Consider the following 13,777-nt stretch of genomic DNA (forward strand, 5'->3'; position numbering starts at 1 on the left):
ATGAGTAGTAATTAATGTGACGATACCAACTTTAAGTAATTGACTATGATCTCAATTATTGAGAGCATTAGATTATCGATGACTCGCGATAGAGGGAAGTTGATGCAAAACAAATTGCGGATGCTTTTTTTCGATGCGCTATTAGTCAACCGGCGCGGCGCCCCCCACGCGCCGGGGTGGGGGCAAGAAGGACTCGCTTTTAGCGGTCATTGCCCCCACATCGCGCGCCATGGCGTCACCCCCCCAGATCATCCGCGTCATCGATCTCGAGACAACCGGCCAGGCGCCGCCCGCGCATGGCGTGTGCGAGATCGGCTGGCAGGATGTCGCGCTGAGCGAGAGCGGGCGCTGGGAATTGCTCGGCGAGGGCGGGGCGCAGCTCGTCAATCCGGGCCGCCAGATGAACCCGATCACCACCGCGATCCATCATATCCGCGATCAGGATGTGGCCGACGCGCCCTGGTGGCACGATTGCGCGCGTCCGATCCTCAATCCCTGGCCGCGCCGGATCGCGCTCGCGGCGCACCGGGCGAGCTTCGAGCAGCAATTCTGCACCCCCGCGCTCACCCAGGGCGCCGACTGGATCTGCACCTGGAAATGCGCGCTCCGGCTCTGGCCGGACAGCCCCAGCTTCTCGAACCAGGTGCTGCGCTACTGGCGCAACCCGCAAGGACTCGAGCATGAACGCGGCCTTCCCGCGCACCGCGCCTTTCCCGATGCCTATGTGACCGCGCACCATCTGCGCGACATGCTCAACGAGGCGAGCGTGGCGCAGCTGATCGAATGGTCGAGCATTCCCGGCCTGCTCCCGCGCGTCCGCTACGGCCCCGATCGCGGCAAGGAATGGACCGAGGTCGAGGACGAGGTGCTGCAGGGCTTCATGGGCGACCGTGACGAGGATGTCCGCTTCACCGCGCGCACCGAATATGAGCGGCGGCGCGGCGGGGGCAGCATCGGCCGCACGACGGCGCAGGATCTGCTGCTCTAACCCACCAGATCGTCATCCCGGCGAAAGCCGGGACCCAGGGCCAGGCAGGTCAACCCTTGTGACTCTGGGTCCCGGCTTTCGCCGGGATGACGGTCTTGAGTCGAGCTGACTTTAACCGCTTGAAATGTTGGATTTCTCCTGCTGCAATCGGCTGGCTGGAAGTTCAGGCCGCTCTTTGAACCGTCGATCGCCTTTTGCTCATGGTGCTCCCTGGCTCCAACAGGATGCGCAAATCCCCTCGGGGAAAGGTCACCAATGAACGCGATGTGCGGGACCTTAAGCCGGTCGTTCAGCGCCGCCCGCCGATCAGCCAGCGCACGCCTTCGAGCACCGCGCCGAACACCAGGTTCGAGGCGGTCCGGATCGCGTCCGGCGCCTCGTCCGCGCCGCTATCCAGCCCCAGCGAGCCCGCGGGGTCGGCCAGCGCAGCGGCGGCGATGCCATAGGTGCCGGTGAAGCCGCCGCTCGCCTCGGGCCGATACTCGCTGATCACGCCATAGATGCCGCCGATCACCGCACCGACGATATAGGGCGCCGCCCCGCCCTCGGGCTCGTCGGGCGCGTCACCGCCCTCGTCCTCGATCAGCTTCGACGCCTGCGCCTCGAACGCCGCCATCGCCGCGGCCGCGACCAGGCCTGCGGCGATCCCGGCGGCGAGGCCGACAAAGGGGCGCGGACCCTGAACCGTTCGGCTGCGGGCCATCAATAGGGGATCCGCTCGGCGGTCAGGTGGCGCTTGGCGAGATAGTCCTGCACGCTGTTCCGCCCGGTAAGGTGCCCCGCGCCGACCGCGATGAACACCGTGCCGGGGCGCTCCATCCGCTCGGCGATCCAGCCGGCCCAGCGCTCGTTGCGCTGGAACAGCAGCACGCTCGCCATTTCGGGGGTCTGGTCCAGATCCTCGTTGAGCAACTTGCCGATCCCCTCGGCATCGCCCGCCGACCATTTGTCCAGCATCGAATCGAGCGTGGCGCCCAGCTTGGGCAGCTCGTCTATCGTCTGGACGAGGAACTTGACCTGGATCGGCTGCGGCAGTTCGTGGAAGAAGCCGAGCTGCTGATCGACCGTCTCGAACCCGCCCACCGGCTTGCCCGCGGCCGTGGCGGCGTCGGTGATGACATGCTCGGCGCCGAGATTGGGATCGAAGCCATATTTGGGCAGCGAGACCGAACTGAGCGTCGCCGCCGGCAGCCAGGGATCGAAATTCTCGAAGATCGCGGGCGGCACGCCCAGCCCGGTCATCGCCGCGGCATAGGGCGCGCGCTTGTCCTGCGGCAGCAGCTCGGTGATCGTCGGTCCGCCCGGGTGATAGGCGATCCGCCGCACCGCGTCCTGCACCGTCGCGGCATCGGGCAGGACCATTTCCAGCATCACCTCGTCGCTCTTGTCGAATGCGTCCTTCACCGCCTCGTCGAACCAGGTCAGGCCCGGCTTTAGCGCATGAAAGGTGCCGAAGAGATAGATGGTCGTGTCGCGATCGCGCACCACCCAGATCGCCGGATCGGCATCCTTGACCGTCTGGGCATGGGCGGCGGGGGTGAGCAGGAGCGCCAGCGCCGTCAGCGCGCGCGCGAACATCTTCAACATGGGCAGGAAGCTCCCCGGAATGAGACACGAGTTTTGCCGTCGCCGCTTAAGATGCGGTTATCGCCTCAGCCTTTCAACCGTGCCGCGTGCCAGGCGACGTGATCGGCCATGAAGGTCGAGATGCAATAATAGCTGTGGTCGTAGCCGGCTTGCATGCGGAGCGTCAGCGGGATGCCGGCGGCGGCGCATGCGGCCTCCAGCAGTTCGGGCTTGAGTTGTTCGGCGAGGAAGGCATCGGCGTCGCCCTGATCGACGAGCAGATCGGACAGCCGGGCGCCGTCCTCGATCAGCGCGACGGCGTCATGGGTCCGCCATGCCGCGCGGTCGGCGCCCAGATAGCCGCCCAGCGCCTTCTCACCCCACGGGACCTGGCTCGGCGCGACGATCGGCGCGAAGGCGGAGACGCTGCGGAAGCGGCCGGGGTTGCGCAGCGCAATGGTGAGCGCGCCGTGCCCGCCCATGGAATGACCGGTAATGCCCTGACGGCCCATATCGGCCATCGGAAATTGTTCGGCGATCAGCGCGGGCAGCTCCTGCTCGATGTACGATCGCATCCTGAAATGCGCCGCCCAGGGCGCCTCGGTCGCGTCGACATAGAAGCCCGCGCCCTGGCCGAAATCATATTCGGGAACATCGGGCACGCCCTCGCCACGCGGGCTGGTGTCGGGTGCGACGAGGATCACGCCATGCTCGGCGCAGGCCCGGCGATACTCGCCCTTGTCGGTGACGTTGGCGTGCGTGCAGGTGAGGCCCGAGAGATACCAGAGCACCGGCAGCCTCACGCCCTGGGCATGCGGGGGCACATAGACCGAGAAGATCATGCCGGTGCCGGTCGCGGACGAGGCGTGCCTGTACACGCCCTGCACCCCGCCATGCGCCCGGTTGGTGCTGACCGTCTCCATCACCCGGCCCGGTAGATCGCGCAGAGCTTGTTGCCGTCCGGATCGCGGATATAGCTGAGATGCATCGGCCCCAGCGCGCCGCCGTCGCGCTCGCCGGGCGGGTCCTCGATCGAGGTGCCGCCATGCGCGACGCCGGCATCGTGGAACGCCGCCACCTGCTCGGCCGAGCCGCACTTGAACCCGATCGTGCCGCCATTGGCGCAGGTCGCGGGTTCCCCGTCGATCGGCTCGGAAATGCACAGCGTCCCGCCATCGTGCCGGTAGAATAGCCGGGTCTGGCCGGTGGCGTTGACGTTGCGGATCGGTTCGCCCGCGAAGCCGAGCGTACCGAGTACCGCGTCGTAGAAGGCCCTGGACCGCTCGATATCGTTCGAGCCGAGCATGATATGGTTGAACATCTCAGTACACCACCACGCTGCGGATGCTCTCGCCGGCATGCATCAGGTCGAAGCCCTTGTTGATCTCCTCGAGGCTGAGCACATGGGTGATCATCGGGTCGATCTCGATCTTCTTGTTCATGTACCAGTCGACGATCTTGGGGACGTCGGTCCGGCCCTTGGCGCCGCCGAATGCGGTGCCCTTCCACACGCGGCCGGTGACGAGTTGGAAGGGGCGCGTCGCGATTTCCTTGCCCGCCTCGGCCACGCCGATGATGATCGATTCGCCCCAGCCGCGGTGGCAGCATTCCAGGGCGGTCCGCATCACCTCGGTATTGCCGGTCGCGTCGAAGCTGTAGTCGGCGCCGCCATCGGTGAGCTCGAGGATTTCGGCGATCACCGCCGCGCGGTCCTTGCCCCGGCCGTCGACAAAATCGGTCATGCCGAACTTGCGGCCCCATTCCTCGCGGTCGGGGTTGATGTCGACCCCGACGATCTTGCCGGCACCCACCATCTTGGCGCCCTGGATCACGTTGAGCCCGATGCCCCCAAGCCCGAACACGACGACATTCTCGCCCGCCTGGACCTTCGCGGTGTTGACCACCGCGCCGACCCCGGTGGTGACGCCGCAGCCGATATAGCAGCTGGTCTGGAACGGCGCGTCCTCGCGGATCTTCGCCACCGCGATCTCGGGCAGTACGGTGAAGTTCGAGAAGGTCGAGCAGCCCATATAGTGGAAGATGGTCTGCCCCTTGTAGCTGAAGCGGCTGGTGCCGTCGGGCATCAGCCCCTTGCCCTGGGTCGCGCGGATCGCGGTGCAGAGGTTGGTCTTGCCGCTGAGGCACGACTTACACTGGCGGCATTCGGGGGTGTAGAGCGGGATGACATGGTCGCCGGGCTTCACGCTGGTGGCCCCCGGTCCGACCTCACGGACGATGCCCGCGCCCTCATGCCCCAGTACGCTCGGGAAGATGCCCTCCGAATCGAAGCCGTCGAGCGTATAGGCGTCGGTATGGCAGATGCCCGTCGCCATGATCTCGACCAGCACCTCGCCGGCCTTGGGGCCTTCGAGATCGAGTTCGACGATTTCGAGCGGCTTTTTCGCTTCGAACGCCACGGCGGCACGGGTTTTCATACGGACTCCCCTCGCTTGGATCTTGCCCGCCGCCATCGTGGAATCGGCGCGCGCTGGCAAGTCTGAGCGAGGGTGTTGCGAGGCTCCGGACTCGCTGTCATGCTGCAGCGCAACGACCGATTCGGGGGGATCTCTAATGCTCTACGCGGCAGTGGGTGGTTTCGGCGCGCTCGTTACATGGCTGGTCGTGATGGATCAGCGCACCAAGCGCCGGCTCAGGGCCCGCGATGCCCGCCGCGACGCGCGTCAGCGCAACCGCATCCGCGACTGGACCGTGATGCAATGGGTGTTCGGCTCGCGCGCGAATCTGCGCATTACCGACCGGCGCGGCGCCGACGACTAGGGTCCGGGCTCTATTGGCGCACAGGGCCGGGCCGTCCCAGCATGTGAAAGGTGACACTAGGGTAACACTGATCGGCATGTTTTCCGCCGTGCAGTTCCCGGGAGAAAAGGCCTGATTCGCCAGGTGCGGATCGACAGGGTCAAAGCGCGGCCGGAGCGACCGGCTGCGCGAGCCAAGCAGGCGAAATCCTACACTGCAAGGGCCTGGGGAGCGATGCGTTCAAGCCACAGCGAATGGAGCGCAGACCCTAAGCGAGCCGGTCCTCGGGACGGTAGAGCGCCGCGAACACCGAACCCCACCACAGCACGCTGAGCGAGACGGCGGTGAAGATCAGCCCCGGCGCGAGGGCCGCGGCGACACAGGCGACCGCCAGCAGCAGTCCGAGCCCCTGCACCCATTCGGGCAGGCTGCGCGCGTCGCGGGCCTCGATCGCGGTCAGGCCGGCCCAGAGCCCGTAGCAGGCCAAGGCCGCCGAGCTCAGCGTCGCCATGAGCGGCCCCATCGGCGAGACCCGGCCATCGCCGAGCCAGGCCGCGGCCTCGAGATACCAATGCGCCGCGACGCCGATCAGCACCGTGCCGACCGTGCCGAACGCCAGCGCGGCGAGGCTCCGCGGCGTGCGCGGCCCGATCGGGGCGGCGAGGGTCCAGATGGCGAGCAGGATCGCGCCGCCGGTCACGCACTTCACGATCTCGGCGGCGAGGAGGACGCCCCAATAGGCCCGCGCCTGCGCGGGCACGGCGTGGAAGGGGTCGGCCGCGCCGGTGAGGTCGCGGGCGATATCCCACAGGATGAGCAGCGCGACGGTCAGGATCAGCGCGAAAAGCGCCGCGACGGTGCCGAACGGCCTGCCTGCCTCGCCCCGGAACGATCGCCGCTGCATCGATGCCTCCGCCACTGTATTAGATGAATAATACAGTAGGCCGGGACCAAAGTCTAGCCCGGGATTCCCAGCGCGTCGGCGGCGCGCATCCGGCGCTCGACCAGGCTCGCGGTCATCCGCATCAGCATAGCCTGCGCCTGGTGCCAGGCGCGCGCTTCGGCGGGGCCCTCCCAGTCCTTCTCGAATGCGCTGCCCCAGCCCTGCGCCAGCGCCTCGATCCGGTCGTGCGACGCATGGTCGATGACCGCCGAGGGGAAGGGGAGCGCGGCGCGGGGCGAGGCGAACCTGCTGTCGGCTTCATCGCCCGGGGTCGGCGCGAACAGCAGGGCGCCGGCGACCTTCGAGACATAGGAGGCGGGGGACAGCCGCGCCCACCAGGCGGTGGCGAGGCAGCTTTCGCCGCTGGCGACGAGCAGCACCGGCTTTTCCGAGCGCAGCACCGCCTGATCGAGCCGCGCGGCCCAGATGTTGCGCCGGGCGAGCGTGTCGGCGGCATAATCGATATGCGAGTCGCCGGACCGGGGCCAGTCGAGCAGCGACTTCCACAAGGGCGATTTCTGGCTGCGATCCGAGGTGGTCACGATCGCGAAGAGATCGGCAGGCAGGGCAAGCGACGCCATCGCACATCTCCATCACAGGGAGGGCGAGCCTATTCCTACTCTGCAACTATGCAATGGCGCTGCGCCGAAGGGCCGCAGGGCTACGACGAGTCAGGACTTCGGGAAAATGGTGCTGCCGGTGAGGATTGAACTCACGACCTCAGCCTTACCAAGACGCTTTTTTTCTTGCGCTATACTATCCAAAGCTACGATTTCAGCCATTTTTGGTTGACTCAATTACTCTAAGGCGCGACGATGATTTCATCGGTTTCGATCCGCTTGTGTCCTATGCGTGTCCGATTTCCGGATACTCTGGCAAGGCTGAGGTCGCGATGGAGTAGGTATAATGGCCGATGCGAGAGCCCGCATCACGAAGCGTTTGGTCGATGCCCTAGAGCCGGGCGCGATGGACATGACTATTCGGGACAGTGATGTCCTTGGTTTCGGGGTAAAAATAACGCCTGCGGGCCACATCACCTATATCCTGCGCTATTGGTTCGAGGGGCGCCAGCGGAAGTACAGGATAGGCGTTCATGGGGCGCCTTGGACGCCGGAGGCCGCTCGTGCCGAAGCGCAAGTTCTTCTAGGTAAAGTCGCCGATGGTATCGATCCGCAGCAAGAAAAAATCGCAGAACGAAAAGAACAGACGGTCGCTGAGCTTTGCGATACTTATCTGGCGGAGGCGCTGTACGCGGCCAAGGAGAGCTCGATCAAGCAGGCCCGCAACAACATTGAGAATCACATCAAGCCGCTGATCGGTTCGCGGCGTGCTTCGAAAATTGTGCGCGCCGATATCGAGCAGCTTCTACGCGATATCGCCGCGGGTAAGACGCGGAGCGTTCGCAAGACCGGGTATCGCAAACTCTCCCGCGTGCGTGGAGGAAGAGGTGCCGCCAATCAGGCGGTGACGACCCTCAGCGCAGTGCTGGGATTTGCGGTGGTGCGCGGCCTACGCCTCGACAACCCCGCGATCGGCGTCAAGAAATTCCCTGGCAAGAAGATGGAGCGCTTTTTGGCGCCCGTGGAATTGGCGCGCCTGGGTGAGGCTTTAGCAGCTGCCGCTTCGCTGGGAGTGGAGAGCGTCTACGCGATCGCGGCGCTGCGCTTGCTGATCCTGACCGGCTGCAGGAAGAACGAAATCCTCAAGCTCAAGCGGGTCCATATCGACGCCTATCATCGGTGCCTCCGCTTGCCGGACAGCAAGACCGGCGCGAAGGTCGTCCATCTGGGCGCTCCGGCGATGCGCATCATCTCCGGAGTCCCTCAGGTCGTCGGCAATCCGTATTTGTTGCCCGGCAAGAAGGAAGGCACGCATGTGACCGACCTTCAGGCGGTGTGGGTGCGCATCCGCAAGACTGCAGGGCTCGAAGATGTGCGCATCCACGATTTGCGCCACAGCTTCGCATCGATCGGCGCATCGACCGGCGACAGCATGCTCATCATCGGCGCGCTACTCGGTCACCGCAGCGCGAAGACGACGGAGCGCTACACCCATCTCTCGGACCATCCGCTCAAGTCGGCGGCAGAGCGGATTTCGGACGAGATCGCGAAACACCTAGGTGAGGCAATGACTTTTCCCGCCGCCAACGATACGGCGGACGCCGATCCGTTCGAAACATTCTGGGCCATGGAGCCTGAAAGCGAGACGCACCCGCCCGATCCTATCCTGGGGGCAATCATCCGCACCCAATGGCTGGACACGCGTGCCGCCGCGGCGATGCTCGGCTTCACGGTGGGTACGATGCAGACCTATCGCTGGATGGGGACGGGCCCTGCCTTTCGCAAAATCGGTCGGCGTGTCGTTTATGCAGCGGACGCTCTTGTCGCCTGGCGGAAGGCTCAGGCCCAACCGGACATATCGGCCGCGGCCTGACCTCAGACCATTCTAGCGCCGCAGCAGGAGAGTTGCGCTTGGCTTCGCTTGGATGAGCGTTCAGTCGGGCCGATCGCGAAGGAAACGATTGAAGGTGTAGGGCTGGAATCCCTTGCCGTCGGGATCGAGCTCGAACCGCTCCTCGTATGTGTCGTCGCCAATCAAGTCGTAGGTGTAGCGCGCCTTCCAGCCCGCAGGCACATTCTCGAGCTGCACGGACACCATCACGATATGTCCCGGCCGGCTTGCTGCCAGATCCTGAGCATAGGTCGAGACGAAGCCGAGATTGTCGAACTGGCGCAGGATGAGGTGCTTCTGCGACTTATCATAGCTCCACCAGTCGGTCTGTGTGTGGACCTCGCCCTTCTTGTTCTTCTCCTGCCTCGGATAGACCGACCGCCCTTCGATTCGGAGGTATCGTCCTTCGTGCGCGCGCTCGCCATGGCGGAAGGCGGCGGAGTTGCCCGGGTCTCCCTCACCAATACCGGTCCAATCGCCGGCCAGCATCGCCACGGGCGCCAGCGGATCGCTTGGTTGCGTTTGCGCAGGCGCGGCCTGAGGCGAAAGCGCCAAAAACAGAAGGGCCAGGAATGTGGTCGCGAGCTTCATGGTGCCTCCCCGTATGTCTGAAGCTACTCCGATCCGTTCGCTGCCGTCTTGCAAAAAGCGGTCAGGGCAGCGCGCAATAGACAAGCGGCTCGGCGCGCAGCCTGGCGGGCGTCATGCCGACATAGTGACGAAACGCGTTGGCAAATGCCGGCTGGTCGTTGAAGCCGAGTTGGTCAGCAACTTCGGCGATGGGCATGCCGGGGCGGTCGCGCAGCAATACGCACCCGCGCAACATCCGGCCGGACATGACGAGTTGCTTCGGCGACAGTCCGGCGTGACGCTCGCAGAAGCGGCGTAGAGTCCGATCTGAAATCCCCACTTCCTCGGAGAGCCTCGACAGCCGATGCCCGGCGAAGCGCGACAATAGCGCATTCTGAATTGCCAGCTGCCGCGCATCCTCGGCGCTCCAGTCGCGCAACCGCGATACCAGCCAGGTTTCGATCACGGTGCCGATGGCGGCGCGTGGCGTGCTCGCGAGCTGGTCGAGGAGGCTGTCTGCCTCAGACCCGATCAGCTCGGTGAGCGGGACCGGGCGATCCCAGCAATCCAGCAAGGGAGCGCGAAGAATGGCGCAAGCGACCGCCGCCGCTACGCGGAACGACACCATCATATTCGCGCCGTCCGGTAGCATCCGCAGCATGCCATGACGGAGGCCGTAGATCATCGCGCGCGGTGTCGCTCGCGTCGAACCGCCATCTGAAAGGCGGCAAGGGTCGCCCAGCTGGAAGACGAATTCGACTTGGCAGTCGGGCCCGATCAGCCCCTCCAGCCGCTCGGTGTCGCAGCCGTAATCGAGGCTCCACACCGAGCGCACCAGCTCTCCGAGCCGGGAGTTGGATAAGGCATGGTCTCGAAAGTCCGGGTGCATCCCGCAAATATTCCATAGGACCGCCTGCAGCAGCAAGCGCGCCCGACTTGGCTATCCGAAGCTACAGAGGAAGGCCGTTTTGCCGGGCGATCCAGACCGTCGCCGAATAGAGCAGGATGGTCAGCGCGCATCCCGCACCGAGCGCAATCCAGAACGGTGTGCCATGGCGCAGCAGCACGGGGATGAGCAGGAACATTGGCAGCGACGGGAGCACGTACCAGAAGGTCGCGCCGGCATGCACCGCCATGTTCTCGGCGTCAGGCTTGTCGTGCCAGAGCCAGATCATCCCGAGCACCGACACCAAAGGCAGCGAGGCGATCAGCGCTCCCGTGCCCGGATAGCGCTTCGCCATCTCCGACGCTGCCGCGATCAGGATGCCGGAGATGATCGCCTTCGCTGCCAGATAGTACATGGATCCGTTTCCTCAGTCTGGAGCCTGCGCGGCATTGCGACTGCCGAACCGCGCGTAGAGCGTCGGCAGCACGAACAAAGTGAGCAGCGTGGCGCTGATCAAACCGCCGATCACCACGGTCGCCAGCGGCTTCTGCACCTCGGCGCCGGCGCCATGGCCGAGCGCCATCGGCACAAACCCCAGGCTCGCGACCAGCGCGGTCATCGCCACCGGGCGCAGACGCGCCAATGCGCCCTCACGCGCCGCCGCCGCGCGGTCGCGCCCTTCGGCCACCAGCTGTTGGATCGAGGTCAGCATGACGAGCCCGTTGAGCACCGCGATGCCCGACAGCGCGATGAACCCGACTGCCGCCGAGATCGAGAAGGGCATGCCGCGCAACAACAGCGCGAGTACGCCGCCCACGAGCGCCAGTGGCACGCCGGTGAAGACGATCGCTGCATCGCGCAGATTGCCGAGGGCGCCGAATAGCAGCAGCAGGATCAGCGCGAAGCATGCGGGCACGACCAGCGCGAGCCGGTCGCGCGCGGAGGCGAGGTTCTCGAACTGGCCGCCCCATTCGAGCCATGTGCCGGCCGGAAGCTGTACCTCCCGCGCAATCGCTGCTCGCGCATCGGCCACGACGCTCGCCACATCGCGGCCACGGACATTGGCCTGGACGACGACGCGGCGCTTGCCGTTCTCGCGGCTGATCTGGTTCGGCCCGTCGATCACGCTGATGTCGGCGACGGAAGCCAGCGGAACGAAGCTGCCGCCGGGCGTCGGCACCGGCGTCTGCCCGAGCGTCTGGATATCGGCGCGGGCGGCGTCGGCCAGCCGGATGACGACCGGAAAGCTGCGGTCGCCCTCGAATATCCGGCCCGCTTCACGCCCTCCCACGCCAGTCGAAACCGTATCGGCGACATCCTGCGCGCTGACCCCGAGCCGCGAGGCACGGTCCTGCGCATAGGCGATGTCGAGCATCGGCAGGCCTTCGGTCTGCTCGACCTTGACGTCCTCCGCACCCGCCGTGCGGCGGAGCACGCCTGCGATCTTCGCGGCGGTCGCGTTCATCTCGGCAAAGTCCTCGCCGAACACCTTGATCGCCACATCCGACCGCACCCCGGCGATCAGCTCGTTGAAGCGCATCTGGATAGGCTGGGTGACTTCATAGGCGTGGCCGGGCACCTGCGCGAGCCGCGCCTCGATCCGCTCGACCACGGCCGCCTTGTCCTCCGACGGGTTGGGCCAGTCCTTGCGGTCCTTGAGCATGATGAAGGTGTCGGTCGCATTGGGCGGCATCGGGTCGGACGCGACCTCGGCGGTGCCGGTGCGCGAGAAGACCGTGCGGATCTCGGGCATGCCGGAAAGCGCATGCTCGATCTGCGCCTGCATCTTCTGGCTTTGCTCGACCGAAGTGCCCGGCACGCGGAACGCCGAGACGAGCACATCGCCTTCATCGAGCTGGGGCAGGAACTCCTGGCCGAGCGTGGTGTAGGCGCCGGCCGCTAATGCCAGTGCCCCGACCGCCACGCCGATCGTCAGGCGGGGCCGTCGCATCGCACGGTCGAGCCCGGGCTCGTAGCGCCGCCGCAGCCAGCCCAGCACGCGTCCTTCCTTCTCCGCAACCGGGCGTGACAGCGCGACCGCAATCGCCGCGGGCACGAAGGTCAAGGACAGGACGAAGGCAAAGACCAGCGCCATGATGACGGTAAGCGCCATCGGCTCGAACGTCTTGCCCTCGACACCGCTGAGCGTGAGCAGCGGCACATAGACGAGGATGATGATCGCTTGGCCGTAGACCGAAGGGCGGATCATTTCGCGCGCCGCGCCGGCGACGACCGCGAGCCGCTCCGGCAAGGTCAGCGTCCGTCCCTCGCCGTGCTGGCGCTCGGCGATGCGGCGGAGCGCATTCTCGACGATGATGACCGCGCCATCGACGATCAGCCCGAAATCGAGCGCGCCCAGGCTCATCAGGTTCGCCGAGACGCCGACGCGCAGCATGCCGAAGCCGGTGAGCAGCATGGTGATCGGGATCACCAATGCCGCGATCAGCGCTGCCCGGAAATTGCCGAGCAGCAGGAACAGCACGACGATGACGAGCAACGCGCCTTCGGACAGGTTCTTCGCCACGGTCGAGATGGTGGCGTTGACCAGCTTGGTGCGGTCGAGCACCGGCTCGATGACGATGTCGCGCGGCAGCGACGGCGCGATCGCCTTGAGCTTGGCATCGACGCCCGACGATACCGTTCGGCTGTTCTCGCCGATCCGCATGATCGCAGTGCCGGTGATCACCTCGCGGCCATTCTCCGACCCTGCCCCCATCCGGACGCCCTGACCGAGCCGCACCTCGGCGACCTGGCCGAGGGTGATCGGCACGCCTTCGCGCGTCGCGATCACGGTGCCGCGCAGCTGGGCAAGGCTGCGGATGCGCGCGTCGGCGCGGACCGCGAGGCCCTCGCCATTGCGATTCACCGTGCCGCCACCGGTCGCGACATTATTGCGCTCGAGCGCGGTCGCGAGATCGGCCAGCGACAGCTTCAACGCCGCCAGCCGCTGGACGTCGGGGACGACGAGATATTCCTTCTCGTAGCCGCCGAGCGAGTCGATCCCGGCGACGCCATCGACCGTCTTGATCTGCGGCGCGACGATCCAGTCCTGCACGGTGTGGAGATAGGTCGCCTTGTCGGCCTCGCTCGCCAGCCGGTCGCCTTCCGGGGTGATGTAGCTGCCATCGGGCTGTAGGCCCGGCTCGCCCGGCCGGTGCTGTTCGTGCGCGCGCTCGGCGTAGCGCAAGGTCCAGATATAGACTTCGCCCAGGCCGGTCGCGATCGGCCCCATTTCGGGCTTTGCGCCCGGCGGAAGCGTCTCCTGCGCCGCGGTCAGCCGCTCTTGCACCTGTGCGCGCGCGAAATAGATGTCGGTCGAATCCGAGAAGATCGCGGTGACCTGCACGAAGCCGTTGCGGCTCAGCGACCGCGTGCTCTCCAGCCCCTTGATCCCGGCAAGTGCGGTCTCGATCGGGAAGGCGACCTGCTTCTCGATTAGCTCGGGCGACAGCGCCGGCGCGAGGACGTTCACCTGCACCTGGTTGTTGGTGATGTCGGGCACCGCGTCGATCGGCAGCCGGTAGAGCGAGATGCCGCCGACGATCGCGGCGACGGCGGTGAGCAGCAGGACCAGCCAGCGCCGGTCGACCGCCCATGTGACGATGCGTTCGATCAT

14 protein-coding genes are annotated in these 13,777 nt (G+C 66.0%); 3 read left to right on the top strand and 11 right to left on the bottom strand.

From position 1 onward, the window contains the following. Nucleotides 1-229: 229 nt before the first annotated feature. Nucleotides 230-988, top strand: a complete 759-nt coding sequence (locus tag OF829_RS11595; protein WP_264940211.1) for an exonuclease domain-containing protein — start codon at nt 230-232, stop codon at nt 986-988. 289 nt (nt 989-1,277) lie between these two features. Here the strand turns inward: OF829_RS11595 and OF829_RS11600 are convergent, their stop codons facing one another. The 5 genes from OF829_RS11600 to OF829_RS11620 form a co-directional block, all read right to left on the bottom strand. Beyond that, entirely contained in the window at nt 1,278-1,691 is a 414-nt protein-coding gene (locus tag OF829_RS11600; RefSeq protein WP_264940212.1) for a DUF1440 domain-containing protein, read from the bottom strand. Continuing rightward, nucleotides 1,691-2,575 (bottom strand): TraB/GumN family protein, encoded by an 885-nt coding sequence (locus OF829_RS11605; protein ID WP_264940213.1) that lies wholly within the window; start codon nt 2,573-2,575, stop codon nt 1,691-1,693. Before OF829_RS11605 ends, OF829_RS11600 begins: the two co-directional genes overlap by 1 nt. A 65-nt stretch (nt 2,576-2,640) precedes the next feature. Next, on the bottom strand, nt 2,641-3,477 hold the full coding sequence (gene fghA, locus OF829_RS11610; RefSeq protein WP_264940214.1) for an S-formylglutathione hydrolase: 837 nt from the start codon (nt 3,475-3,477) through the stop codon (nt 2,641-2,643). Then, nucleotides 3,477-3,875: a VOC family protein gene (locus tag OF829_RS11615; RefSeq protein ID WP_264940215.1), complete on the bottom strand. Its 399-nt coding sequence runs from the start codon at nt 3,873-3,875 to the stop codon at nt 3,477-3,479. Before OF829_RS11615 ends, fghA begins: the two co-directional genes overlap by 1 nt. 1 nt (nt 3,876) lies before the next feature. Then, complete coding sequence (locus tag OF829_RS11620; protein ID WP_264940216.1) at nt 3,877-4,989, bottom strand: S-(hydroxymethyl)glutathione dehydrogenase/class III alcohol dehydrogenase; 1,113 nt, start codon at nt 4,987-4,989, stop codon at nt 3,877-3,879. A 136-nt stretch (nt 4,990-5,125) separates the two neighbouring features. On the opposite strand from OF829_RS11620, the gene OF829_RS11625 reads away from it, so the two are divergent. Continuing rightward, nucleotides 5,126-5,332, top strand: coding sequence for a hypothetical protein (locus OF829_RS11625; protein WP_264940217.1), 207 nt, complete (start codon nt 5,126-5,128; stop codon nt 5,330-5,332). A gap of 247 nt (nt 5,333-5,579) precedes the next feature. Here OF829_RS11625 and OF829_RS11630 read toward each other — a convergent pair whose 3' ends face one another. Both OF829_RS11630 and OF829_RS11635 read right to left on the bottom strand, forming a co-directional pair. Beyond that, nucleotides 5,580-6,215, bottom strand: a complete 636-nt coding sequence (locus tag OF829_RS11630) for a hypothetical protein (RefSeq protein WP_264940218.1) — start codon at nt 6,213-6,215, stop codon at nt 5,580-5,582. Between the two features lie 53 nt (nt 6,216-6,268). Then, nucleotides 6,269-6,835 (bottom strand): alpha/beta hydrolase, encoded by a 567-nt coding sequence (locus tag OF829_RS11635; RefSeq protein ID WP_264940219.1) that lies wholly within the window; start codon nt 6,833-6,835, stop codon nt 6,269-6,271. A 325-nt stretch (nt 6,836-7,160) separates the two neighbouring features. Between OF829_RS11635 and OF829_RS11640 the strand changes: the two genes are divergently transcribed. Further along, a complete protein-coding gene (locus OF829_RS11640) occupies nt 7,161-8,687 on the top strand; it encodes a tyrosine-type recombinase/integrase (protein ID WP_264940220.1) in 1,527 nt (508 codons plus the stop codon). A 60-nt stretch (nt 8,688-8,747) separates the two neighbouring features. Here the strand turns inward: OF829_RS11640 and OF829_RS11645 are convergent, their stop codons facing one another. From OF829_RS11645 to OF829_RS11660, 4 genes are all read right to left on the bottom strand, one after another. Next, nucleotides 8,748-9,296, bottom strand: coding sequence for an FABP family protein (locus OF829_RS11645; RefSeq protein WP_264940221.1), 549 nt, complete (start codon nt 9,294-9,296; stop codon nt 8,748-8,750). 61 nt (nt 9,297-9,357) lie between these two features. Further along, nucleotides 9,358-10,200 (bottom strand): helix-turn-helix transcriptional regulator, encoded by an 843-nt coding sequence (locus tag OF829_RS11650; RefSeq protein WP_264940222.1) that lies wholly within the window; start codon nt 10,198-10,200, stop codon nt 9,358-9,360. Between the two features lie 25 nt (nt 10,201-10,225). After that, complete coding sequence (locus OF829_RS11655) at nt 10,226-10,576, bottom strand: DUF3147 family protein (protein WP_264940223.1); 351 nt, start codon at nt 10,574-10,576, stop codon at nt 10,226-10,228. Between the two features lie 12 nt (nt 10,577-10,588). Beyond that, nucleotides 10,589-13,777 (bottom strand): efflux RND transporter permease subunit, encoded by a 3,189-nt coding sequence (locus OF829_RS11660; RefSeq protein WP_264940225.1) that lies wholly within the window; start codon nt 13,775-13,777, stop codon nt 10,589-10,591.

This window comes from Sphingomonas caeni, from assembly GCF_026013415.1.
GTDB classification, from domain to species: Bacteria; Pseudomonadota; Alphaproteobacteria; order Sphingomonadales; family Sphingomonadaceae; genus Sphingomonas; species Sphingomonas caeni.